This window comes from Silvibacterium sp. (assembly GCF_047605705.1).
Lineage (GTDB): Bacteria > Acidobacteriota > Terriglobia > Terriglobales > Acidobacteriaceae > Silvibacterium.
The window spans coordinates 1-23,202 of sequence record NZ_JASGFD010000007.1 but is presented as its reverse complement, the minus strand read 5'-3'; the positions used below and the strand labels follow the sequence as shown (position 1 = coordinate 23,202).

Annotated in this window: 19 protein-coding genes; 12 read left to right on the top strand and 7 right to left on the bottom strand. The window is 61.4% G+C overall.

The features are described from left to right. The first annotated feature begins 50 nt into the window (after window positions 1-50). The 5 genes from gmk to priA all read left to right on the top strand — a co-directional run bounded on the left by gmk (window position 51) and on the right by priA (window position 5,992). A complete protein-coding gene (gene gmk / locus QM649_RS03980) occupies window positions 51-761 on the top strand; it encodes a guanylate kinase (protein ID WP_415197719.1) in 711 nt (236 codons plus the stop codon). A 35-nt stretch (window positions 762-796) separates the two neighbouring features. Continuing rightward, the gene (rpoZ, locus tag QM649_RS03975; protein WP_415197718.1) at window positions 797-1,030 is read left to right on the top strand and encodes a DNA-directed RNA polymerase subunit omega; all 234 of its coding nucleotides are present in this window, start codon (window positions 797-799) and stop codon (window positions 1,028-1,030) included. Between the two features lie 164 nt (window positions 1,031-1,194). After that, entirely contained in the window at window positions 1,195-2,430 is a 1,236-nt protein-coding gene (coaBC, locus tag QM649_RS03970; protein WP_415197717.1) for a bifunctional phosphopantothenoylcysteine decarboxylase/phosphopantothenate--cysteine ligase CoaBC, read from the top strand. A gap of 157 nt (window positions 2,431-2,587) precedes the next feature. Continuing rightward, on the top strand, window positions 2,588-3,484 hold the full coding sequence (locus QM649_RS03965; RefSeq protein WP_415197716.1) for a uracil-DNA glycosylase: 897 nt from the start codon (window positions 2,588-2,590) through the stop codon (window positions 3,482-3,484). Between the two features lie 42 nt (window positions 3,485-3,526). Then, window positions 3,527-5,992, top strand: coding sequence for a primosomal protein N' (gene priA, locus QM649_RS03960; protein ID WP_415197715.1), 2,466 nt, complete (start codon window positions 3,527-3,529; stop codon window positions 5,990-5,992). A gap of 75 nt (window positions 5,993-6,067) precedes the next feature. On the opposite strand, the gene QM649_RS03955 is transcribed toward priA, so the two are convergent. Continuing rightward, the gene (locus QM649_RS03955) at window positions 6,068-7,567 is read right to left on the bottom strand and encodes a hypothetical protein (RefSeq protein WP_415197714.1); all 1,500 of its coding nucleotides are present in this window, start codon (window positions 7,565-7,567) and stop codon (window positions 6,068-6,070) included. Window positions 7,568-7,862: 295 nt separating this feature from the next. Here QM649_RS03955 and QM649_RS03950 point away from each other — a divergent pair, with 295 nt between their 5' ends. After that, window positions 7,863-8,636 (top strand): DUF92 domain-containing protein, encoded by a 774-nt coding sequence (locus tag QM649_RS03950; RefSeq protein ID WP_415197713.1) that lies wholly within the window; start codon window positions 7,863-7,865, stop codon window positions 8,634-8,636. Here the strand turns inward: QM649_RS03950 and QM649_RS03945 are convergent. After that, complete coding sequence (locus QM649_RS03945; protein ID WP_415197712.1) at window positions 8,633-9,331, bottom strand: YdcF family protein; 699 nt, start codon at window positions 9,329-9,331, stop codon at window positions 8,633-8,635. The two genes, QM649_RS03950 and QM649_RS03945, sit on opposite strands and share 4 nt — an antisense overlap. Window positions 9,332-9,355: 24 nt before the next feature. Beyond that, on the bottom strand, window positions 9,356-10,000 hold the full coding sequence (locus QM649_RS03940) for an L-threonylcarbamoyladenylate synthase (RefSeq protein WP_415197711.1): 645 nt from the start codon (window positions 9,998-10,000) through the stop codon (window positions 9,356-9,358). A gap of 203 nt (window positions 10,001-10,203) precedes the next feature. Here QM649_RS03940 and QM649_RS03935 point away from each other — a divergent pair, with 203 nt between their 5' ends. Together QM649_RS03935 and QM649_RS03930 are read left to right on the top strand one after the other, a co-directional pair. Beyond that, on the top strand, window positions 10,204-10,947 hold the full coding sequence (locus tag QM649_RS03935) for a TrmH family RNA methyltransferase (RefSeq protein ID WP_415197710.1): 744 nt from the start codon (window positions 10,204-10,206) through the stop codon (window positions 10,945-10,947). Next, entirely contained in the window at window positions 10,944-12,290 is a 1,347-nt protein-coding gene (locus tag QM649_RS03930; protein WP_415197709.1) for a replication-associated recombination protein A, read from the top strand. The genes QM649_RS03935 and QM649_RS03930 overlap by 4 nt, the downstream gene beginning before the upstream one ends. A 68-nt stretch (window positions 12,291-12,358) precedes the next feature. On the opposite strand, the gene QM649_RS03925 is transcribed toward QM649_RS03930, so the two are convergent. Continuing rightward, a complete protein-coding gene (locus QM649_RS03925) occupies window positions 12,359-13,417 on the bottom strand; it encodes a Gfo/Idh/MocA family oxidoreductase (RefSeq protein ID WP_415197708.1) in 1,059 nt (352 codons plus the stop codon). Between the two features lie 61 nt (window positions 13,418-13,478). On the opposite strand from QM649_RS03925, the gene QM649_RS03920 reads away from it, so the two are divergent. Together QM649_RS03920 and ligD are read left to right on the top strand one after the other, a co-directional pair. Beyond that, window positions 13,479-14,405, top strand: a complete 927-nt coding sequence (locus QM649_RS03920; RefSeq protein WP_415197707.1) for a Ku protein — start codon at window positions 13,479-13,481, stop codon at window positions 14,403-14,405. A gap of 1 nt (window position 14,406) precedes the next feature. Continuing rightward, window positions 14,407-17,220 (top strand): DNA ligase D, encoded by a 2,814-nt coding sequence (gene ligD, locus QM649_RS03915; protein ID WP_415197706.1) that lies wholly within the window; start codon window positions 14,407-14,409, stop codon window positions 17,218-17,220. Between the two features lie 3 nt (window positions 17,221-17,223). Here ligD and QM649_RS03910 read toward each other — a convergent pair whose 3' ends face one another. The 3 genes from QM649_RS03910 to lnt all read right to left on the bottom strand — a co-directional run bounded on the left by QM649_RS03910 (window position 17,224) and on the right by lnt (window position 20,498). Further along, window positions 17,224-17,652, bottom strand: coding sequence for a CoA-binding protein (locus QM649_RS03910; protein WP_415197705.1), 429 nt, complete (start codon window positions 17,650-17,652; stop codon window positions 17,224-17,226). A 5-nt stretch (window positions 17,653-17,657) separates the two neighbouring features. Continuing rightward, window positions 17,658-18,792 (bottom strand): peptide chain release factor 2 gene (gene prfB, locus QM649_RS03905; protein WP_415197704.1). Its coding sequence is split into 2 segments (ribosomal slippage): window positions 17,658-18,722 and window positions 18,724-18,792, totalling 1,134 coding nucleotides; the frame shifts between segments, so codons are not numbered across the junction. 17 nt (window positions 18,793-18,809) lie between these two features. Further along, a complete protein-coding gene (lnt, locus tag QM649_RS03900) occupies window positions 18,810-20,498 on the bottom strand; it encodes an apolipoprotein N-acyltransferase (RefSeq protein ID WP_415197703.1) in 1,689 nt (562 codons plus the stop codon). Between the two features lie 84 nt (window positions 20,499-20,582). Here lnt and QM649_RS03895 point away from each other — a divergent pair, with 84 nt between their 5' ends. Next, complete coding sequence (locus QM649_RS03895; RefSeq protein ID WP_415197702.1) at window positions 20,583-20,708, top strand: hypothetical protein; 126 nt, start codon at window positions 20,583-20,585, stop codon at window positions 20,706-20,708. Between the two features lie 204 nt (window positions 20,709-20,912). After that, window positions 20,913-23,183, top strand: coding sequence for an APC family permease (locus QM649_RS03890; protein ID WP_415197701.1), 2,271 nt, complete (start codon window positions 20,913-20,915; stop codon window positions 23,181-23,183). The last annotated feature ends 19 nt before the right edge of the window (window positions 23,184-23,202 follow it).

Sequence of the window (23,202 nt, the reverse complement as noted above, 5' to 3'; positions counted from 1 at the left end):
GCCGCGGTCCGAGGCAAACGGACATCTTTTTTGAAGGAGGCGGCAGCGCTTTGGCCGGTATTTTGTTTTTAATTTCAGCTCCCTCGGGTTCGGGGAAGTCTTCGGTGGTGAACCGGCTGCACTCGCTGGTCACCGACCTCGAGTTTTCCATCTCCTATACGACACGCGCGCCACGCGGATCGGAGAAGGATGGGCAGGAGTATCACTTTGTCACCCGCGAGCGCTTCGAGCAGATGATTGCCGAGGATGCATTCCTCGAGCACGCCGAGGTCTTCGGTAACTACTACGGCACGGCCCGGCACTCGCTGGACGATGCCTTTGCCGAGGGGCGGGACCTGCTTCTGGATATCGACGTGCAGGGAGCGCGCCAGGTGCGCGAACGGCTGCCCGAGGTGGTGAGCATCTTCCTGATGCCGCCTTCGCCGCAGGTGCTGGAAACTCGTTTGCGTGGCCGCAGCCGGGCTGAGGGCGTGGTGGATGAGGCGGTTATCAGCCGGCGTCTGACGAATGCGCGGCTCGAGATTGAGAATTACCGGGAATATGGATATATTCTCGTCAACGACATCCTGGATATTGCTGTGGAAGAGATGTCAGCGATTGTTTCCTCGGAGCGGCTCAGCCGTAGCGCGGGTCCGGTAACAGACGAGGATCGACGACTTCAAGAAATTGCAGAACGATGCCGGCAACGAAACTCTGAGGCTCGGATCAGACCGGTGCTTCGGGCTTTCGGTGTAGTGAATGCCGAGGCTGCACCTGTGTAGGGCGCCTGGGCGGATCGTTAGCTTGAGGAGAAGCCATGAGCGTTGAGCAGGGGTTCGACAGCAATTTCCGCTATGTGATGGTAGCCGCACGCCGGGCCCGTCAGCTTCAGAATGGTTCCCAGCCGCTGGTGAACTCGCATTCGCGCAAGGCCTGCAAAGTCGCACAGGACGAAATTGCGGCCGGTAAAGTGGGTTACGTGAAGATGGGTGCGCCCATCCACAAGCCGGAAGTCGCGGCTCCCGATATTCCAAAGTTCGTCGCTTCCTAAAAACTGAAATTTCCTTTATCGGCCGGAGAACCCCGCTGCCCAGTGCGCCGGGTTTTCTTCTGGCCGGCATGGACATCACGCCGGAGAAGGTTTTCTCCGGATCTCGTGGTTTTGTGTGTAAATTTCTGCGCGGTAGAAGGCTGCTTTCCTTTTAGAATTTGCCTATGAAGGTTACCGTCGGTGTTTCCGGTGGAATCGCTGCCTATAAGGCGGCGGAGGTTGTCCGTGCCCTGCAGCAGCAGGCGCTGGATGTGCATGTAGTCATGACGGAATCGGCGCAGCAATTTGTGCAGCCGGTTACGTTTGCCGCTCTCAGCGGGCATAAGGTCATCACCAGCCTGTGGACGCTGCCCGAGATTCCTGACGACAATCTCTCTTCAGCCGTCGAGCATATCGATGTCGCGCAGTCGTCAGACGCGCTGGTGGTGGCTCCAGCGACGGCAAATATCCTTGCCAAGTTCGCTCATGGCATCGCCGACGACTTCCTGACCACGCTCTACCTGGCGACGACTGCGCCGGTGATCGTCGCTCCGGCGATGAACGTGAACATGTGGAATCATCCGGCGACGCGCGCCAACCTTGAGACGCTGGAAAGCCGTGGCGTGCGCATCGTCGAGCCCGAGTCCGGCTATTTGGCCTGCGGCATGACGGGCAGCGGGCGGCTGGCCGAGACCTCGCGCATCGTGGATGCGGTGCTCGGCGTGCTGCATCACCGCAACGACCTCAGCGGTGAGACGGTGCTGATTACCGCCGGTGGCACCCGTGAGGCGCTCGATCCGGTTCGCTTTCTGGGTAATCGCTCGAGCGGCAAAATGGGTTACGCCCTGGCCGAGGCCGCGGTGCGGCGTGGCGCGCGGGTGATCCTGGTTTCGGCTCCTACGGCGTTACGCCCCCCGGCAGGTGTGGAGATCATTCCCGTCATCACGACCGAAGAGATGCGTCGCGAGGTTCTGAACCGCGCGGACCAGGCTTCCATCGTGATTAAGGCTGCTGCGGTCGCGGATTATCGCCCCAAACGCCAGGCCGAGCAGAAGATGAAGCGAGTGGGGCCGATGTCGCTGGAACTGGAGCCGACCGAGGACATTCTTTCCGAGGTGGTGGCGCGCCGTCATCCGGGGCAGCTGATTATCGGCTTTGCCGCGGAGACAGAGAACGCCGTCGCTCATGGCCGCGACAAGCTGCTGCGCAAGGGAGCGGATGCCATCGTGCTGAACGACGTCTCGCGCGAAGGTCTGGGCTTCGATTCTGATCGGAATGCGGTCACATTCCTGACTCCGCATCGGGCGCTGGACTTGCCGGAGATGCCGAAGCGCGATCTGGCCGATAGGATCCTCGAAGAGGTTCTGGGACTGCGCCGGCCGCAGCTCGTCGTGGCGGAAACGGGACCGCTGACCGAGTAGGTTACTGAAGTCTGCGCAAGCCTCACGTGGATGCGTGAGCTTTCCGATATCCGGGAGCGCGTTGCGGTAATCGAGTCGAAGCTGGCCAGCTAAGCATCCACACCCAGTTTCCTTTTACACTGAGAGCTGCCCGGGCCTGCCCCGAGCCTTTCTGCTCATGAGCTTTCTTACACCGGAACAGGAACTGGAGCTCGCCGCCCGGTTGCGATACTTTCGCGACCTCGGTATCTATGACTTTTACCGCCGCGGAGAATATGTACCTGCTGCGGTGACAGAAGCGGCATCCGAATCCGTGACACAGATTGCGGAGCCGGTTCCGGCGGTAATCGAAGCTCCAATGGCGCCAGTGATACCGCCTGCTACTCCGGCACATGAAATCGCCCCAGCGCCTGAAATTTTTCCCGATACGGAGTCTGTCATTCCTCCTCGCAAACCCATTACCCAGCCTCCGGCGATAGTGCCGGAGATTTTGCCCGCTGCCGCACGCCCTGCGGCGCTCGAAGCTCTTCGCGCCGAGATCGGCGATGACTGCACGCGGTGTCCGTTAGCCTTCCAGGGCCGCCATAAGATCGTCTTCGCCGACGGCAATCCGAATGCGCGGATTCTCTTTGTGGGTGAAGGCCCGGGTGCGGACGAAGATGCGCAGGGGTTGCCGTTCGTGGGCAAGGCCGGGCAGCTGTTGAACAACATGATCGGGGCGATGGGCCTCAAGCGCGAAGAGGTTTACATCGCGAACGTGGTGAAGTGCCGTCCGCCGAAAAACCGCCAGCCGGAGCCGGATGAGGCAAACGTCTGCATGCAGTTCCTCTGGCGGCAGATCGACATCGTGCGGCCCGAAGTGATCGTTGCGCTTGGCGCGACCGCGGTTCTGTATCTCATGGGGCAGAAGGCTTCGCTGGCCAGCTGGCGTGGACGTATCCACGAGCTGCGCGGTTCGAAGTTGATCGTGACCTACCATCCCGCCTTCCTGCTGCGCGATCCGAACCAGAAGAAGGAAGCCTGGAAGGATCTGCAGATTGCGATGAAGGAGCTGGGACTCAAGTCCGCGCGGTAGTCAAAGAGCATCCGGTCCGTTCATCTCTAGTACCCTGAAACAGTGTCAGCCTTTTGTGATGTAGCCCTGCCCGTTCCGCTGGACCGCGTGTTTACCTACGTGGTTGGCGCGGTGGATCCGCCGGTCGGCGGTAGGGTCCTGGTCCCATTTCGCAACGAAAAGATGGCCGGCGTCGTGGTGCGTCTGCACGACGACGCGCCGCCGGTCGAAGCGAAGCAGCTGGTAGCGGTCATGGACGAGGAGGCTATCGTCTCGGCAGAGCTGCTGGAGCTCGCGCAGTGGATTGCCGGCTATTACATCGCGCCATTAGGCGAGGTGCTGCGGGCGATGCTTCCGCTGATGAGCGAAGTCAAGAAGCAGGTTCTCTACCGCATTACGGACGCTGGCCGTGCGGCGCTTTTCGAGGGCGCGGAGCGGGGCAGCTCGCGGCGGTCGAAGCTTTCTCCGGAAGATCAGGACACCGAGTACAAGGCACTCAATTATCTCGAGAGTGGCGAACCTATAAAGGCGGCAGGGCTGCGCTCGGCCACCGGTATCAGCCGCGAATTGATCGCCGGAATGCTGCGCAAGAAGTGGATTACGCGTGAGACCAGCGCCGCTCCTCGCGATGCGCGCAGGCTGGTGCGCTATGCAGTGCTGATAGAAGGCACGCGGCTGCCGAAGCTCAATGAGAATCAGCAGGCGATCCTTGCCGAGCTTGCAGGCAGCGGCGGCGAGTTGCCGGTGGCGGAGCTGCGCGAGCTTGAGGTGCCACAGTCGACCCTCGCCACGCTGGTGAAGCGTGAGTTGGTGCGCATCGAGGAGCGCCCCGCGGAGTTCCATCTCACACATCTCTCGTCCATGAAAAAGGCAGCGTACGATCTGAACGAGGCTCAGAGCCGCGCTCTCAACGCGATAACAGCAGCGGTGGATGCGGGAGAATTCAAGCCGCATCTTCTGCACGGTGTGACAGGCTCGGGCAAGACGGCGGTCTATCTCGCGGCGATGCGCGAGACCCTCAACCGCGGGCGCACAGCGATTCTGCTGGTGCCGGAGATCGGTCTTACGCCGCAGATGGCCGCGCAGCTGCATCATGCATTCGGAAGCGACGTTGCATTGCTGCATTCGGCGCTGACGCCCGAGGAACGCAGCGAGCAGTGGCATCGCATTCGCCGCGGCGATGCGCGCGTTGTCGTGGGAACGCGTTCGGCGATTTTCGCACCGGTCGAAAACCTTGGTCTCATCGTGGTCGATGAAGAGCACGATTCGAGCTACAAGCAGGAATCGATGCCTCGTTACCATGCGCGCGACACGGCCGTGGTGCGTGCGAAGCTGGCGGGAGCGGCTGTGGTGCTGGGCTCGGCTACTCCGTCGCTCGAATCGTGGCGGAATGCCGAGGAAGGGAAGTACGCGCGCATTGAGATGCACGAGCGCGTGCAGAATCGCCCATTGCCGAAGGTCGAACTAGTCGACATGCGGCAGGAGTTCCAGGAGACAGGGCAGGAGCATCTCTTCTCGCGAGCGCTAATCGAGAAGACGCAGGCAACGCTCGATCGCGGAGAGCAGGCGATCATCCTGCTGAACCGGCGCGGATACTCCTATATCGTGATGTGCCGCTCATGCGGCGAAAAGCTCGATTGCGAGAACTGCTCCATTGCGCTTACGTATCACAAGCAGGTGACAGGCGAGGACGGCATCGCGCCTGTCGGGCAGCGTCTGGAATGCCACTATTGCGGTTACAAAACCGGTGTGCCGCCGCGCTGCCCCAAATGCGACAGCGAGCATCTGTATTTCCTCGGCGCGGGTTCTCAGCAGGGGGAGGAGCGTCTGCAGGAGATATTTCCGGGCGCGCGTATCGGCCGTATGGACCGCGACACGGTGCGTGGGCGGCACGACATGGAGAAGCTGCTGATGCGGCTGCACTCTGGCGAGATCAATCTGCTGGTCGGCACACAAATGATCGCCAAAGGGCATGACATCCACGGAGTGACGCTAGTGGGGGTGGTCGGCTGCGATCATGCGCTCGGTCTGCCGGACTTCCGTGCCGCGGAGCGTGTCTTCCAGTTGCTCACGCAGGTCTCAGGCCGTGCGGGGCGCGGCGAGCTGCCGGGCACAGTGCTGGTGCAGACCTATCACACCGATCATTACGCGGTACAGTGCGCGGCGAAGCATGATTTCCACGGCTTCGTTGAGCGTGAAATGAAGTACCGGCGATGGATGCACTATCCACCCTACGCTGCGCTGGCGAACCTGATTATCCAGAGCCCTCATCTCGAGGAAGCCGCAGGGTGGTCGGCGACGCTGGGACGGTGGTTCCAGAAGACGCAGCTGGATGGTGTGCGGGTGCTGGGACCGGCGACAGCTCCTCTGGCTCGCATCAAGCGCATCTATCGCTTTCACCTGGTGCTGAAGGCGGAGAAGCGCTCTGCGCTGGCGAGGGTCTTACGCGGAGCGCTGGCGCATGCCGACGCGGCGGGCATTCCACGGCGCAACCTGATTGTCGATGTGGATGCTGTCAACCTGATGTGAAGCGGGATATCGTCGAGGGGAAATGAAGAAGGGCGGCCTGATGGCCGCCCTTCTTTGCTTCCATACGTCTCGGCACTACTGCGCGCCGGAGCCGTAGGAGTGGCTGGTAAGGATCTGGTTGCAATATGTCTCGGTACCGGTCGTGGAGGTTGCGAGGCAGGTGCCGCCGGCATACTGGGTCGTAGTGTGCAGGTCGACAATCTGACCTTCCACCAGCGGATAGTCCGAGATGGTATCGGATTCCGTATCGATGATGTTCAGATACTCGCTGTTCGGAGCTCCGACGTAGACGCGACCTTCGGGGTAGTTATAGATCGAGTCGATCACGCGGGGCTGAAGGATCGCCGTGTTCGAGATGGTGTTGTTCGAGGTCGTTGTTCCGAGCAGGCTGATGGTCGTCACCGCGGTATAGCTGGTCAGGCTGCCGACCGTTACCGTACCATCACCGGAATTTGCCGAGTAGACCTTGCTGCCATCGCCAAGGATCGTCAGCGCCGCAGGATTGGCGCCGGTCGGGATGATGCCGACAACCTTGCCGAAGGTCGAGCTGTCATTGCCGTAGATGTCCGTCGAGGTATCGATGACGGTCATGGTGTTGTTGCCGTAGTTGGCGGTCACCAGCAGGTCACCCAGCGTGTACATGGCACCGTACACAGGCTGCGCGTCGCAACCGGTCGAGCCGTTCGTGCTGGTGGCACCGGTCTTGCAAAGGTTGATCGTTGCGTTGGTGCCGAGGTTGGAGCCGGTATCGAGAGAATTCGTCTGCGCATTGATGACCGTTACCGTACCGCTGCCGCGATTCATCACGAAGGTGCGCAGGCCGTCTGCCGAGGTTACGCCGTAAACGGGGCAGACGCCCAGGGCGAGGTGCGAAGAGACGGTGTTCGTCGCCACTTCGATGGCGTCGGCTTCACCATTAGTCGAGACGGAGGTGGGATCGGAGCATGCACCCCAGGTAACCGAGGCAGAGCTGCTGCCCTGGCTGATGGCGTAGACGCGCGCTCCGGAGTAGATGCCGGTTACGTTGACGACCGACGGTGCGACGGTTACTTCCTGCGCCAGAGCAGCCGGGCTGCCTGTGTAAGCATCAACGGCGTCGCGCGCCTGGGCGACGACGTACTCCGTGGCGCTGGCGGCCAGCGCATTGTAGGGAGCAGCTTTGGTAAAGAAGGTGCTGCTCAGCACGTTCTTCGTCTGCAACGACGTGGAGATGGGAATGGTGCTCATCGTGTTGTCGCAGTTCAGCGTGTACGCATCGCTGCCGGAGGCACTGAGCGCAAAGCTGAGAGGACCGTTCCCGATTTCGGCCTGTGCCATCACGCTGTCACCGGAGAAGTCGTAAATGGTCGCGATGCCGTCGTTGCTGTATTCCGCATTCGAGGCCAGGCACGGCGGCGCAGTGGTAGCGAGGCTCTGCGGTGGGGTCAGCTCCGGCTGCGAAACGACTACAGCATAGGCGGTTGGCTCCGAAGCGGGGCCAGTCGAAGTCACCTGATTGATAACGGGACGATACTGGCTACCACAACCCGTGAGACCGGCCAGAACCAGCAGCGGCGCGGCTGCCAGCCATTTCATACTCTGCACTCGTAAATACCTCACTCCACGATCGTTCCGGATCGATGCCCGCCGCTCCCGAGAACAGAATAGCGAAACCCGATGGAAGTTCGATTGTAAATCACCGTAGGGTTTGACTTAAGAGGCAGGCGGAAGGAAAGCTGAGGAGAAAGAACGAAGTCGAATCCATGTGGAAAACAGGCAGGTGAGGGGGAGCGGTTTGGGGAGACCGAACGATATATCGGAACGCTGGCGAGATCTGGGGTGGCAGTCCCGTCTGGTGCTGGCCGTCTGTGTATTGGGAGCGTTGTCGGCAGTGGCGGGAACAGCTGCTGCCCCGGCGTCGATCGGCCCTGGGAGTTTTGTCCAGGCGGCGATCATTGGTCTGGTGTTTGCCCTGCTGGTTTACGGGTTGCGGGCGGCTACGCTCGCAGCGGCGGCGACCGGCGGCCTCTTTACCGTGGCGCTCTACCTGGCGCAGCCCGGTTGGCGGACCCTGCTCTGGCCGCTGGTCGCCCTTTTTATCCTTACCTTCGCCGCCACGCGCTACGGGAAATCTCAGAAGGAGAAGCTTGAGGTCGCCGAAGGCCATGGCGGCCGGTCCGCCGCGCAGGTCGCGGCAAATCTCGGCATGGCTGCGATCGCCAGTGTCCCACTCACTCTCTCGCACGTCACTCTTCCGGTCCTGGCCAGCCTGAGCTGGCCGATGATCGTCTGCGCGGTAGCGGCATTGGCCGAGGCAACGGCGGATACGCTTTCCTCGGAGCTGGGATCTGTGTTGGGCGGTGATCCGCTGATGATTACGAGCGGTCAGCGTGTGCCTCCGGGCACCGACGGCGCGATCAGCATCGCGGGCACGCTGGCCGGCTGCCTCGGCGCAGTGGTGATCGCCGTGATTTCCATGCTCGTCCTGCCGTTACGCCCTCTCGAGGCGCTCATTGCCGCATTCGCGGGCGTACTCGGTCTATTCGTAGATAGCCTGCTGGGGGCGACGCTGGAGCGCGGCGGGAAGCTCAACAACGATGCGGTGAACTTCCTCTCCACCTGTGCGGCGGCTCTCGCCGGCTTTCTGCTGGCGGGAATGGTTTAGCTGGTGGCAGGTGCGGTAACGCCGGAACGGTCGAGCCCGGCGGCGCGGCGCAGCCGCCATGCGCTGTAGCTCAGGATCTCGTGGGCGATCCGTTCCGCCTCTTCCTTGCGCCCCAGGCCTTTACCCGCGCTGCGCGGAGAGGTGAAGACGGTAAGCCCGAGGCTTTCGCACAGGGCGTGAATGCGGAAGAGGTGGGTTCCGTCGCTGACGACGACCACGGTGCGCAGATGGTTTGCATCGGCGATGACTGCGAGCCTGCGTGCGGACTGCTCAGTGTTCCGGCTCTCCGTTTCGGCGATGATCGCGCGCTCGGGCACACCCTGGCCGAGGAGATAGTCGTGGCCTACGCCGCCTTCGGAGTGGAGATCGGCCGGATCGCCTCCGCCGAGCGTCACCACGATGGGAGCGAGTTTTTCCTGGTAGAGCGCAAGGGCATGATCGAGGCGAGCGCGCAGGACAGGGGACGGGCGCCCGTCGTATTCGGCGGCTCCGAAGACGGCAATGGCGTCGGCCGGGCGAGCGTCGTCGCGATTTGCGTAGCTGAGTATCTGGTTATAGACCCATGCTGTCCAACCGGCGATGCCGATGAGCAGCAGGAGCAGGGTGAAGGCGATGACCCGGCCGCTGCGCCCACGCCGGCGGCCCGGGGCTACCGGCGGATGAAGAGGTCGCAGGTTGGAAGCAGGCACGATCATGGATAAGGAAGACGGCCGCAGTCGTTAAGACTGCAACGCGAGAGCGATCTCATGGGTGGGAATGGCGCCTTCGCGGAGAATCTGCCAGGTGCCCTCGCCGCCCGAGAGGTCGACAATGGTGGTGGGCAGGCTTCGGCCGGTTGGGCCGCCGTCCACAATGACCGGGATGCGGTCGCCGATCTGGTCACGGACGCCAGCCGCGTATGTGCACTCCGGCATGCCCTGCAGGTTGGCCGAGGTCGCGGTGATCGGCAGGCCAAAGGCCTCGACGACAGCGCGCGGGATGGCTGCATCGGGAACGCGGATAGCCACGTTCCCGGTGTTCGCGGTGCTGCGCAGCGGAAGCTTCGAGCCGGCCTTGACGATCAGCGTGAGAGGGCCGGGCCAGAAACGCTCGGCGAGCCGGTCGAGAGTCGAGCCGGTCTCCCGCGCCAGCTCATACGCCTGAGCCACATTGGCGATCAGCAGCGACAGAGGCTTCTGCTTGAGACGGTGCTTGATTTCGTAAATGCGCTCGACGGCGCGCAGGTTCACGGGATCGACGGCCAGCCCGTAGAAGGTATCCGTGGGCATGGCGACAACTTTGCCGCTCTTCAGGCAGGACACAACGTATTGCACGCGATCCGGTTCGGGCTCATCCGGATGGATGCGCAGAATCTCTGCAGACAAGGTGGCTCCCATCAAAATAAAAAGCTGTCCGGCGGCTCTTGCGGCTTCCGGAACGGCACCGGACCGGAACAGATGCGACGCTTTCAATTCTATGCCACGGCGTGTCCACAGGGAGTGTGGCTCTGGGACGATGCCAGGAGCGATAGAATCCCTTTATGCCCATGGCCGCGCCAAGACTGATTCAGAGCCGACAGAATGCACGTGTGAAGGAGTTGCGCGCGGGCGTGTCGGCGGCCGGCGATATCGCCATTGAGGGCGAGCACCTGCTGGCTGAAGCCGCGGAGAGCGGACTGAACTTTGCAGCGATCTTCGTCGAGCAGGGGCAGGAGCATCGGCTCGAACGGCTGACTCTGCCAGCGGATGCGGAAGTACTGGTGGTCGCGCGGGATGTCTTCAGCAGCGCCGTGCACACGGAGTCTCCACAGGGTGTGGCCGCGTTGGTGCGAATGCCGGAGTGGACTTTGGATGAGATTCTCGATCGCGAAGAGCCCGCGCTGCTGGTTGTCTCCGGAGGTTTGCAGGATCCGGGCAACCTCGGCACGCTGATTCGTTCGGCCGAAGCCTTCGGCGCAACAGGATTCATCATGCTGCCGGGCACGGTAAGCCTTGCCAACCAGAAGGTACTGCGCGCCTCTGCGGGGTCGGCCTTCCGCCTGCCTTGTGTTGCGGTGAAGGAAGACGATCTGTTTGAGGCTCTGGATGAGCGGGGAATCCGGATCGCCGCTGCGGTGGCCGCAGAGGGAGAGTCCGCAAGTGAATGGGATTTCACAAAGCCGGCTGCGCTGCTGCTCGGCAATGAAGGAGCGGGGCTTTCGCCGTCGCTGCTGGCTGAGGCCGAAGTGCGGCTGACGATTCCCATGCCCGGACCGGTGGAGTCTCTCAACGCGGCAGTGGCCGGATCGGTGCTGCTTTATGAGGCTGCCCGTCAGCGTGGAGGGAAGCGATGAGTCTTTTTCAGCCGACACCGGACCTCTCTTCTTCTGGCAATCTCACTGCGCCACTTGCCGAGCGCATGCGTCCGCGCAACCTTGAGGAATACGTAGGGCAGAAGCATCTGCTTGGACCGGGTAAACCGCTGCGTGTGCAGATTGAGCGCGACGATCCGGCGTCGATGATCTTCTGGGGACCTCCGGGCGTCGGTAAGACGACGCTGGCCAAGATCATCGCTCACGCGACGAATGCCAGCTTCATTGAATTCTCGGCGGTGATGTCGGGGATCAAAGAGATCAAGCAGGTGATGGTGGATGCGGAGAAGGCGGCGCAGTTCGGCTCGCGCACGATTCTCTTCATCGACGAGATTCACCGCTTTAACCGCGCACAGCAGGATGCCTTCCTGCCGTATGTCGAGCACGGATCGATTCGCCTGATCGGCGCGACGACCGAGAACCCGTCGTTCGAGATCAACGGTGCGCTCCTGTCGCGTTGCCGCGTTTATACATTGCAGGCGCTCAGCGATGAAGAGTTGCTGCTGTTGCTGCGCCGTGCCCTAGAGAACGAAGAGCGGGGCTTGGGCCGCATGGGTATTGGTGCGGAGGATGACGCGCTGCTGACGCTCGCCGCCTATTCGAGCGGTGACGCCCGCAATGCGCTGAATGCGCTCGAAGTGTCCGCGAAGCTGGCCGATGCGCGCAGCGAAAAGACGATCACGAAGGATCTTGCCGTCGAAGCGCTGCAACAGCGCGTTCTGCTCTATGACAAGAAAGGCGAAGAGCACTATAACCTGATCTCCGCGCTGCACAAGTCGGTGCGCAACTCCGATGCCGATGCGGCGCTCTACTGGCTGGGGCGGATGCTCAAGGCGGGCGAAGATCCGATGTACGTGGCCCGGCGCGTGGTGCGCATGGCGGTCGAGGACATCGGACTGGCCTCGCCTGAGGCGCTGAACCTCACCCTTTCGGCGCGCGATGCCATGGATTTCCTCGGTTCGCCGGAGGGCGATCTCGCATTGGCGCAGGCAGTGGTTTACCTTGCTCTCGCTCCCAAGTCGAATGCTGTCTACACGGCTTATGGTGAGATTCTGGGCGAGATTGAGAGCAATCGTGCCGAGCCTGTGCCGCTGCACCTCCGCAACGCGCCGACCGGTCTGATGAAGACATTAGGCTACGGTCACGGTTACAAATATGCGCACGACGAAGCCGGGAAGGTTGCCGACATGGAGTGCCTGCCGGATCGCCTGCGCGGGCGGCGCTGGTATCACCCGACCGCAGAAGGCCGGGAAAAGCTGCTCGGGCAGCGGCTGGAAGAGATCCGGCGTATTCGCGAGTCGAAGCGCGAGAACAACAGAAGTTAACTGAAAACGTCACGAAAAAAGGCCGGAGCTCTCAGAGAAAGCTCCGGCCTTTTTCATTCATTCGATATTCAGCCGGGGAATGGCAGCCGCTGACCGCTGCGGCTAGATTCCCGCGCCAGTTCGATGATGCGCGCCGTGCGCCAGGCGTGCTCGGCCGTGACTTCGAGGGGAGCCTTTCCGAGAATCGCGTCGCGCACATTCGCGTAAATGCCACGATAATCACCGCGGACCGTTGCGATGCGCCGGTCCGGCTGGCCTTCGAGATGCAGCGTGCCCCAGTCTGTCTCCGGATCTTCCCCGAAGCCGGCATCGGTGAACTGCATCCCGGCGAGCAGCTGCGGCTCTTGAGGATCGAGACCCCACTTCACGAAGCTGCCCCCGGTGCCATGAACGAGGAAGCGCGGACCGCGGAAGAGCGCCGTCATCGAGGAGCGTAGCCAGGCGGAGAGACCGCCCGCGAATTTCAGTTCGATGTCGAAGGCATCGTCCACAACGCTGCCTTCCCGATCGGTGCGGACGTCCGCCCACACGCTCACGGGGTCGCCAAAGAGCGCGCCAGCCTGATCGATCAGGTGGGAGCCGAGGTCGAATAACTGGCCGCCTCCGACTGTACCGTTTTCCCTCCATGTATCCCGCTGCTTCAGCCGGAAACGATCGAAGTGAGACTCATAGGTGACGATGCGGCCCAGTTCGCCCGAGGCAAGAACCTGCTTCAGCGTGACGAAATCTCCGTCCCAGCGGCGGTTCTGGTAGGGCGCAAGCACCAGGCCTTTACTTGCGGCCAGATCGACAAGCTCCCGCGCATCCGCCGAGGTAAGCGTGAACGGTTTGTCGACCATCACATGCCTCCCAGCCTCGAGACACTGCTTGGCATGCGCGTAGTGGTCGCCGCTCGGAGAGCTGATTCCCACGAGTTGAATCGACTCATCCTTGAGCAGCTCGCCAATGGAGCGGGCGATGGTGATGCCGGGATAAACCTCTGCTGCGGAGTGGCTGCTGCGCTGCACGACGGCTGCGAGCTCAAGGCCGGGGGTCTCGGCGATGACGGCGGCATGAAAAATACGGCCGCCGAGTCCGAAGCCGACGACTCCGGCGCGAATGGGCTGAGAAGGGGTGCTCTGGCTCATAGCAGCACTATAGTCCCTGCATGCATGTTTCGCCCGCCTCTGGCCACCCAGAGGCGGGGGATTGGAATCCAATCGCCACAAGGAGATCTCAGGCGTGGCGCGTGCGTACTGGTCAGGGCAGCTGCAAATTTCTCTGGTGTCGTTCGACATCGAACTGTTTCCGGCGGTGAACAGCGCGAGCGAGATCGCCTTTCACCAGATCGACCGCAACACGGGCGAGCGCGTCCGACACATGAAGGTCATCGACGGGAACGATCCGGTGGAGAAGGCGGAGATCGTCAAAGGCTACGAGTATCGCCCGGGAAAATACGTCACCATCGAGCCCGAGGAGATAGACCGCCTGCGCATCGAGAGCAAGCGCAGGCTTGAGGTCGCGCAGTTCGTCGATCTTGCCGAGATTCCGCTCACACTTTTCGAAAAGCCCTATTTCGTTGTGCCGGGAGGCAAGGAGCAGGCACAGGCGTTTGCGGTGGTTCAGCGGGCCTTGGCGAAGAGCGGCAAAGCCGGCCTGGGTGAGATTGTCTTTGCGGGGCGCGAGCATCTTGTTGCGATTACTGCCGCACCCGGCGAGAAGAGCCGCGGCATGATGATCTACACGCTGCGCTATGGTACGGAGCTTCGCGATGAGGATCAGTACTTCGGCAATATCGGCGCACAAACGGTCGATGCAAAGCAGCTATCGATGGCGACGGACCTGATTGAGCAGTATACGCAGCCCTTCAATCTGGCGGAGTTTCATGACGACTATGAGGACGCTGTGAAGAAGCTGGTCGAAGCGAAGGTGAAGAAGCAGCCCCTGCCGCTGGATGAAGATGAGAAGAAGCCGGCGAAGGGCAAGGTCATCAACCTGATGGACGCGCTGCGGGCAAGCCTGAACGCACAGAGCGCAGGTAAAAAGAAATCTCCCGCAAAGAAGACTGCGGCGAAGCGGGTGATATCTCCGAAGGCAGCGAAGCGCGCGCCAGCGGCCCGCAGAAAGAGCGCCTGAGATGGCAGCGAAAAAGTCAGCGCAGAAGAAGTCGACGAAAAAGGCCGTCGTTCCGAAGAAGACTGGAATATCAAAAGCTGGGACCCCAAAGACTGCGAGCTCGAAGGCGGGGAGCCGCCATATCTCAGCGTCGGCGGAAGTCGACAGGCAGCTAAAGAAGTATCGCTCGATGCGGGATTTTTCCGTGACGGCGGAGCCTGCGGGTGGCAAAGCAGCAAAGGAGCAGGCGCTCCCTTTCGTGATCCAGAAGCACGCGGCGACGCGGCTGCATTACGATTTTCGCCTGGGCTGGCGTGGTGTGCTCAAGAGCTGGGCGGTGGCCAAAGGGCCCAGCTACTATCCCGGCGACAAGCGCCTGGCGGTACAGGTCGAGGATCATCCCATCGAGTACGGCGGCTTCGAGGGCACGATTCCGAAGGGGCAGTATGGTGGCGGCACGGTGATGCTGTGGGATCACGGCACATGGACTCCGCATGGCGATGCTGACGAGGGACTGCGTACCGGCCGCCTGAAGTTCGAACTCCATGGCGAGAAGCTGAAGGGCAATTGGACGCTGGTGCGCATGGGAGGCAAGGCTGCGCAGGAAGCCAAGCCGAACTGGCTGTTGATCAAGGAGCATGACGAGTATGAACAGGGCGAAGGGGATCCGCCGATCACGGAAGAAGCTCCTGACAGCGTTGTGACGGGCCGCGACCTCGATGGCATCGCGGAGGACGAAGACCACATCTGGAATTCGAAGGACACGAAGCAGATCGACGAGAAGACGCCGGCCCCGGTAGAGACACCAAAGAAGGCTGCATCCTCCCGCGCGAGGGTATCCAAAAGGCCTGAGAAAAAGAACGTCACGAGTGCAGAACTGAAATCCCTGCCGCGCGAGGCAATGCCGAAATTTATCGCGCCGCAACTATGCGCGCAGCTGAAGGAAGCGCCGAGCGGGAGCGACTGGATACACGAGCTTAAGCTGGACGGCTATCGGGTGCAGGCGCATATCAAGAACGGTAACGTAACGCTACTCACGCGCAAAGGGCTCGACTGGACACATCGCATGCGTAGCTTGGCGGAGGCGGTTGCAAAGCTGCCGGTGGAGTCTGCCCTGATCGATGGTGAAGTTGTCGTGCTGAACGATGAGGGCGCGACGAGCTTCGCGCGGTTGCAGGCGGCATTCCAGGAACACGGGAAGTACCCTCTGACCTACTTCGTCTTCGATCTGCTGCACCTGAATGGGCACAACCTGCGCAACCTACCATTGACCGAGCGCAAGGCTGTGCTGGCGCGCCTTCTGGCAGGGGGAGACGATGTTATTCGCTTCAGTGACGACGTGCACCAGAGCGGTGCCGATGTGTTTGCGCATGCCTGCCGCCTGGGCGCGGAAGGCATCGTTTCGAAGCGTGCCGATGCTGTGTACCGCAGCGGCCGTTCCTCGGCGTGGGTGAAGGTAAAATGCGTCCGCCAGCAGGAGTTTGTGGTTGGCGGCTTCACGCTGCCGGGTGATCGCGGCGCGGGCCTGGGATCGCTATTACTGGGCTACTACGAAGAGGGCAGGCTCATCTATGCGGGACGCACCGGTACGGGCTTTACGCAGAAATCGCAGCGTGAACTACGCAAGCGCCTCGAGGAGATCCGGGTCGAGAAAAGCCCCTTCGCCAGGATCATCGCCGATGGGCGCAAGGATGCGCTGTGGGTGAAGCCGGTGCTTGTGGCGGAAGTCGCGTTCGCTACATGGACAGCGGATAAGCTCGTCCGGCAGGCTTCATTCAAGGGGCTACGTGAGGACAAGCCTGCGAAGGAAGTGACGCGTGAGCTTCCGCGGGAAAACGCGGAAAGAGAGATAGCGGATACAGGCTCGAAGAAGGCTGCCACGCATCGGACGCCATTGAGTAAAGCGGCAAAGACGCAACCGGGCGCAAGCGGCGCGGAGGATGCAGAACATGGGAAGGTACGTCTGACGCATCCGGACAAAGTGCTCGACGTGGAGAGCGGTCTCACCAAGCAACAGCTGGCGGACTATTACGCAGCCATCGCGGAGCACATGATGCCGCATATCGCGAACCGGCCACTGAGCCTGGTGCGTTGTCCTGAAGGTGTGGGACATCCGTGCTTCTTCCAGAAACATATCGGGCAGGGAGTTCCGGAGGGCATCGGCAGTGTTCGCATCAAGGATAAGAAAGGCGTCGCCGAGGACTATCTCACGCTGAGCGATCCGGAGGCGCTGCCGGGGCTGGCACAGATGGGCGCGCTCGAGGTGCATCCATGGGGCTCGCGCAACGATGCGCTCGAGACGCCCGATATGCTCATCTTCGATCTCGATCCCGATGCGGCCATCCGATGGGAGACTCTCGTGGATGCAGCGAAGCATGTGAAGGCGGGGCTGAAGACTCTGGGCCTCGAGAGCTTCGTGAAAACGACCGGAGGCAAGGGGCTGCATGTAGTTGCGCCCATTGTGCCGGAGCATGACTGGACCGAGGTAAAGGCCTTTGCGCGTAGTTTCGCCGAGACGATTGAAGCGAGCGATCCGGAGCTGTACCTGATCAAGATGACCAAGGCCGCGCGTAAGGGAAAGATCTTCCTCGATTACCTGCGCAACGAGCGTGGAGCGACGGCGGTGGCGCCGTTTTCACCGAGAGCGCGTGCAGGAGCACATGTGGCGCTGCCGCTTGCGTGGGTAGACCTGAAGCAGCGCCCGGAGTTTGCCGTCGCGAATTTTGCCGATTGGAAGCAGCGGCTGAAGCGCGATCCCTGGACCAAGATGTGGGAAATGAAACAGCGCCTCACGGCGGAGGCGCTGGCTGCGGTGCGCGAAGCAGGGAAGAAGTAGGCTCTAGTTCCAGCCTGCGGCCATGCGATCTTTCAGAATGCAGCGATCCATCACGACTTTTACGCCGTGAGCCTCGGCTTTCGCCGCGGCCTCTTCGTTGATGATGCCTTCCTGAATCCAGATGGCAGGCAGGCCAAGGCGGATCACGTCGTCGACGATGGGCGGAAGGTGCTGCGGCAGCCGGAAGATGTTCACGAGATCGACCTTCACGCCCTCCGAAGAGAGCGCAGCGACGGCCTCTTCCAGCGACGGATAGGACTTTTCGCCGAGTGCGCTTGCGATGGCCGGATTTACAGGTACGACGCGATAGCCGCGCGACTGCATGAACTTCGAAACTCCGTGCGAGGCCTTCGCGGGGTTATCGCTCAGGCCTACGACGGCGATCGTTTTCGTGTCTTCGAGAATCTGCTGGATCAGCTGGGGCTCGTTCATCGTCGTTACTCCAAATCGTCGCCGCTATCCACTACGGAAGGCACGCCGCCATTGCGGCGCAGCAACAGGTAGCCGCGGATGAAGGGCTCGAGATAGCCGTCGAGCACGCGGTCCACATCGCCCACTTCGACCTTGGTGCGGTGGTCCTTGGCAATGCGGTAGGGCTGCAGCACGTAAGAGCGGATCTGCGAACCGAAGTTGATGTCGAGCTTTGAGTCTTCGAGCTTCTTGGACTCTGCGTTCTTCTTCTCGAGTTCGTATTCGTAGAGGCGCGAGCGCAGCATCTTCATCGCCTTCTCGCGATTTTTGTGCTGCGAGCGCTCGTTCTGGCACTGCACCACGATGCCCGTGGGAATGTGCGTAATGCGCACCGCCGAGTCCGTCGTGTTCACGTGCTGGCCGCCCTTGCCGCCGGAGCGGTAGGTGTCGGTACGGATCTCGTCCGGCTTGATGTCGATCTGGATCGAGTCATCGATTTCCGGCGATACGAAGACCGATGCGAACGAGGTGTGACGCCGCTTGGCCTGGTCGAAAGGCGAGATGCGGACGAGGCGATGCACACCGGTTTCGCCCGAGAGCATGCCGAATGCATATTCGCCGCTGATGGTGAAGGTTGCCGACTTGATGCCGGCTTCTTCGCCATCCTGGTAGTCGTTCATTTCAGTTTTGAAACCCTGCTGCTCGGCCCAGCGTAGATACATGCGCATCAGCATCTCGGCCCAGTCCTGGCTTTCGGTGCCGCCGGCTCCGGGATGCACGGTCACGATGGCGTTGAGACCATCGGTCTCGCCGGAGAGAAGCGTGCGAGCTTCCATCGCTTCGGCAAATTCATTCAGCGAGTTGATCTCGCGTTCGAGCTCCGCTTCGACGGGCTCGCCTTCGCGCGCCAGGTCGAAGTAGGCCTCCACATCGCCGCTGCGGCGCTCGAGTTCCGCGTCGTCGGCAAGGAGGGCCTCGAAGCGCTTGCGATCGCGCATGAGCGGCTGAGAGAGCTGGGGGTTCGACCAGAGACTGGGATCGGAGAGCTTCTGCTCGATCTCGGCTAGATCAGACTTGAGGCGGGCGGGGTCAAAGATACTCCCGCAGGCCACGGACTTTTTCGCGTACGGGAGTGTAGGCGAATTCAAGATCGTTCAACACGTGGTCGGGACCTGTCTTCAGGGCTGGAATCGGATGCGCCGCTTACCCAGCAGCAGCACCACGCCCAGTGTGATTATCACACACGCATAACCGAAGAGGTCTCCATGGCGCGTGTAGAAGGTGACGTCGCTGCGGAAGCCGTACTGGACGGCGAGCGAGGTGAAGACGCCGCGCGGCGCGCTGGTGAGAAGCCGGCCCTCGGGGTCGATGACCGAGGTGACGCCGGTATTGGTGTCACGCACGATCCAGCGGCGGTTTTCAATGGCACGCATGCGGGCCATATTCAGGTGCTGCCAGGGTGCGCTGGTGTCGCCGTACCAGCCGTCGTCGGAGATGTTCACGAAGACTTCTGCGCCGTTGTCCGCGAAGTGGCGGACCTCATCCGCGAAGATCGATTCGTAGCAGATGAAAACGCCGTAGCGATGGCCATTCAGCGTATAAACGCTGCGGTGCGTGCCGCGGTCGAAGTTGCCGGCCTGGCGGGTAAGCTTGTGCGCAAAGAAGAAAAGATCGCTGTAAGGGACGTATTCCCCAAAAGGAACGAGGTGAATCTTGTCGTAACGGCCGATGCGGTCGCCGGCGGACGAGAAGATGGTCGCCGAATTGAAGGTTTGAATGTACTGGCGGCCCTGGCTGTCCGTTGCCCAGTCGGCTGCCGGGAGTCCGACGACGATGCCGGCATGGGTCTTGGCCGCGAGCTGATGCATGGCGGCGAGAAAGCGCGGATCGGTCTCCTCAAACGGTGAGGGCGCCTCGGGCCATGCGATCAATGAAATAGGAGGTGCCGGCGTAGCGGGCGCGGGCTGCAGCGTCTTCGCGGGGGATGGCATGCCGCTGTAATACGGTGTCAGCGCTTCGGAGCTCTGGGCGAGAAAGCGGGCGATGTTTTGGTCCCACTTTGCGCCGGGCCAGTCGTGCTCTTCATCCACGCTGAAGTTGGGCTGGAGCAGCACGGCTGTTGCCCGCGTGGGCGCGGCAGGTACGCGGCTCCAGGTTCCGGACTGCAAGACTGCGGCTGCGATCAGGCCGGTGGCCGCAAGAGCGAGGCGTACGCGCAGCGGTTTCGCCAGCACGGCTGCGGCCAGCACGGCATTTACGGCTACGAGCACAAACGAGATGCCGTAGACGCCGGTAAACGGCGCAAGGTGCGTCAGCAGCAGGTTATCCACCTGCGAATAGCCGAGCTGATCCCAGGGAACGCTGGTAATGCGGGAGGCCGCAATCTCGACAGCTGCCCATGCAAAAGGTGCGAGAACGAGCGCAGGATAGATGCTCCGGGTAACCGAGCGAACCAGAGCTAAGAGGAACGTGAAGAGCCCGAAATAGAGTCCTAGGACCAGCGAGTAGAGCAGCAGGATTCCGATAGCTCCCGGCACCGGAACGTGACCGTAGAGGTGCATGGTGCGCTCGATCCAATAGGAATTGAGCGTGTACCAGGCAATGCCACCAGCGTATCCGGTGACAGCGCTGCGCCGCAGGTAGTGCGCCGGAGCTATGAATCCGGACCGGAGAATCGCAACCAACAGCGGGATCAGCGCAATCCAGGCGAATGTGGCACGCCAGGGCGGCATCGGTCCGGCAATGGGGAAGGGAAGATCGAGCAGGACGGCAGCGAGCAGGGCCAGTGCGATCGCAGAGAAAGACGGCCACTTTCCGCTGCTACGAGAGCCGTGCGCCACGCTGGGTTTGATGCTGTCAATTGCCACGGCCATTCAGCGCGAGTGTAACACCCCGGATGTTCACTGGCTGGGACGCGGCGGCAAAAGCCGGGCGGGGTTACAATCAGGGGAATGATTGCGCTGGCTCAGTTCGGAATGCACCTGCTCACCGCATTGTTTTTCGTGGGACTTGCCGGTGCGGCCGTGGTGGTGGTTCTCAGCTTCATTGAGGACTTCGGCGAACTTTTTGAGAAATAGGTGAGGGCACCATTCGATTGACGTCCTCGCCGGTGGGTCATACACTCAGCGAGAGCGTCAGGACGAAAGATAGCCGGTTTTAGCGAAAGATAGCGCCGGCATCCGATTCTGACCCGCAGTCTTTGCCCACATTCCATGTCATCCGGACAAACTTTTTCCGCTCCGCAATCGAATCGAGTCAGGCTCGTCGTAGCCTCCTCGGTCATGTTGACCTTCATCTCGTTCTGGAGGGCGGCAGCGGTCGTTCTGAACGACCTCGGCTCCTCGGCGTTTTATGCCGGTGGTATTGCAGAAGAGGCGGTGGGCAAGGCCGCTCCCTGGTTCATCCTCGGCGTCATGCTGTTCTCCTTCGCCGTTCGCGCGGTGTACGTGGAGAGCTGCTCGATGTTCACGCGCGGCGGTGTCTACCGCGTGGTGAAGGAAGCCCTCGGCGGCACCTTCGCCAAGCTGAGCGTTTCGGCGCTGATGTTCGATTACATCCTCACCGGCCCGATCTCCGGCGTCTCCGCGGGGCAGTACATCACGGGCCTGATGAACGAACTCATGGTGCAGGGTGCTCAGCACGGATGGCTGCCCGCGGCGCTCGTGCACGGGCAGACTGCATGGCAGTTTCCGGTCGATGAGACTTCGGCGGTCTTCTGCGCCATCGTAACGGTCTATTACTGGTGGCAGAACATCAAAGGCATCGAGGAGTCCAGCGACAAGGCCCTCGAGGTGATGAAGATCACCACCATTATGGTGGTGTTGCTGCTGGGCTGGGGTATCGTGACGGCGGTCCTCCGCCATTCCCCGCTGCCGCCGTTTCCCGTTCCATCGAACCTACACTTCTCGAGTGACGCGCTGGGCTTTCTTTCCGGCACCAAGCTTGCCGGTGCGCTGGGGCTCTTCGGCATCCTGATGGCCTTCGGCCATTCAGTGCTTGCCATGAGCGGTGAGGAAACGCTCGCGCAGGTCAACCGCGAGATTGAGCATCCCAAGCTCAAGAATCTGAAGCGCGCGGCGATTGTCATCGCGATTTACAGCTTCGTGTTTACCGGCATCGTCTCGCTGCTTGCAGTCATGATCATTCCTGACTCGGTGCGCGTGCCGCTCTATCGCGATAACCTCATCGCCGGCCTGGCCATGTACATGGTCGGTCCGCTCACGCTGAAGATCATCTTCCGCGTCTTCGTGGTGATCGTCGGCTTTCTGATTCTTTCCGGCGCGGTCAATACCTCTCTCATCGGTTCGACCGGCGTGCTGATGCGTGTCGCCGAAGATGGCGTGCTCACCGACTGGTTTCGTAAGCCGCACCACAAGTACGGCACCAGTTACCGCATCGTAAATCTTGTCACGGCGCTGCAATTGTTCACGATCATCGTGAGCCGCGGCAACGTGATCACGCTGGGTGAGGCCTATGCCTTCGGAGTGATCTGGAGCTTCACGTTCAACAGCCTCGCGATGCTGGTTCTGCGCTGGAAGTTTAAAGGCGAGCGCGGATGGAAAGTGCCGATCAATCTGAAGTTCGGCAAGACGGAATTCCCTGTAGGCCTGTTCTCCGTATTCCTTGTCCTGCTGACGACGGCGATCGTGAATCTCTTCACCAAGAGCGTAGCCACCGAGAGCGGAATTGCCTTTGCCGCGACGTTCTTCGTCATCTTCTCCATCTCCGAGCAGAAAAACCTGAAGAAGCAGGCTGCCACCGCCGCCCAGATGAAGGAGCACTTTCAGCTCGAGCATCCTGAGGCGATCGATCGCGACGCACTTGAGATCAGTCCCGGCGCGATGCTGGTCACCATGCGCGATTCCGGCAATCCCTTCGCGCTGAAATGGGCGCTCTCGCGAACCAACACGGACGAGCAGGACGTCGTCGTGATGACAGTACGCATGATGGGCGCCGGTGGCCCGGAAATTGTCGACGAACAGCCCTTCAGCGAGCACGAGCAGATGCTCTTCACCAAGGCTGTGTCTGTCGCGGAAAGCTTCGGCAAGCACATCTCTCTGCTGGTGGTGCCGGCGGGCGACATCTTCGCGGCGCTGGTGCAGACGGCAAGCAAGCTCGAGGCTTCGGCGCTTGTTTCCGGCCTTTCGACAAAGATGTCGGCGCAGGAACAGGCCTATCGCGTGGGACAGGCCTGGGAAGCGCTTCCCGAGCCGAAGCGGCAATTCACGTTCTATGTGGTGATGCCTGACGGCGAAGCGCAGGCCTTCCACATCGGTCCTCATGCTCCGCAGCTGCAGGCCGAAGATGTGCAGCTGGTGCATCGTCTGTGGCTGAATTTCCGCCGCGATCCGGAGATGCAGGGCCTGCATCACAGCGATATCGTGACCTACGCGCTTACGCGGCTGGCCAGCGAATATGCCCGTGACAAGGTCGAGACGGTGAAGGAGCTTCGCCGCTATACACAGGATGACGGAACGCCGACAGGCTCTGTTTACGAGGTCCGCGACCGCTCACGTCGCGGTGAGGGCTATTCCATACCAGGTCTCTTTTGAGATAACGAATATTTACTCT

What these genes read in the sequence shown, in the direction of transcription:
- rpoZ (WP_415197718.1), top strand. Translation starts at nt 797, where the DNA reads ATGAGCGTTGAGCAGGGGTTCGACAGCAATTTCCGCTATGTGATGGTA.
- coaBC (WP_415197717.1), top strand. Translation starts at nt 1,195, where the DNA reads ATGAAGGTTACCGTCGGTGTTTCCGGTGGAATCGCTGCCTATAAGGCG.
- QM649_RS03890 (WP_415197701.1), top strand. Translation starts at nt 20,913, where the DNA reads ATGTTGACCTTCATCTCGTTCTGGAGGGCGGCAGCGGTCGTTCTGAAC.
- QM649_RS03910 (WP_415197705.1), bottom strand. Translation starts at nt 17,652, where the DNA reads ATGAACGAGCCCCAGCTGATCCAGCAGATTCTCGAAGACACGAAAACG.
- QM649_RS03930 (WP_415197709.1), top strand. Translation starts at nt 10,944, where the DNA reads ATGAGTCTTTTTCAGCCGACACCGGACCTCTCTTCTTCTGGCAATCTC.
- QM649_RS03945 (WP_415197712.1), bottom strand. Translation starts at nt 9,331, where the DNA reads ATGATCGTGCCTGCTTCCAACCTGCGACCTCTTCATCCGCCGGTAGCC.
- QM649_RS03925 (WP_415197708.1), bottom strand. Translation starts at nt 13,417, where the DNA reads ATGAGCCAGAGCACCCCTTCTCAGCCCATTCGCGCCGGAGTCGTCGGC.
- ligD (WP_415197706.1), top strand. Translation starts at nt 14,407, where the DNA reads ATGGCAGCGAAAAAGTCAGCGCAGAAGAAGTCGACGAAAAAGGCCGTC.
- QM649_RS03955 (WP_415197714.1), bottom strand. Translation starts at nt 7,567, where the DNA reads ATGAAATGGCTGGCAGCCGCGCCGCTGCTGGTTCTGGCCGGTCTCACG.
- QM649_RS03965 (WP_415197716.1), top strand. Translation starts at nt 2,588, where the DNA reads ATGAGCTTTCTTACACCGGAACAGGAACTGGAGCTCGCCGCCCGGTTG.
- QM649_RS03895 (WP_415197702.1), top strand. Translation starts at nt 20,583, where the DNA reads ATGATTGCGCTGGCTCAGTTCGGAATGCACCTGCTCACCGCATTGTTT.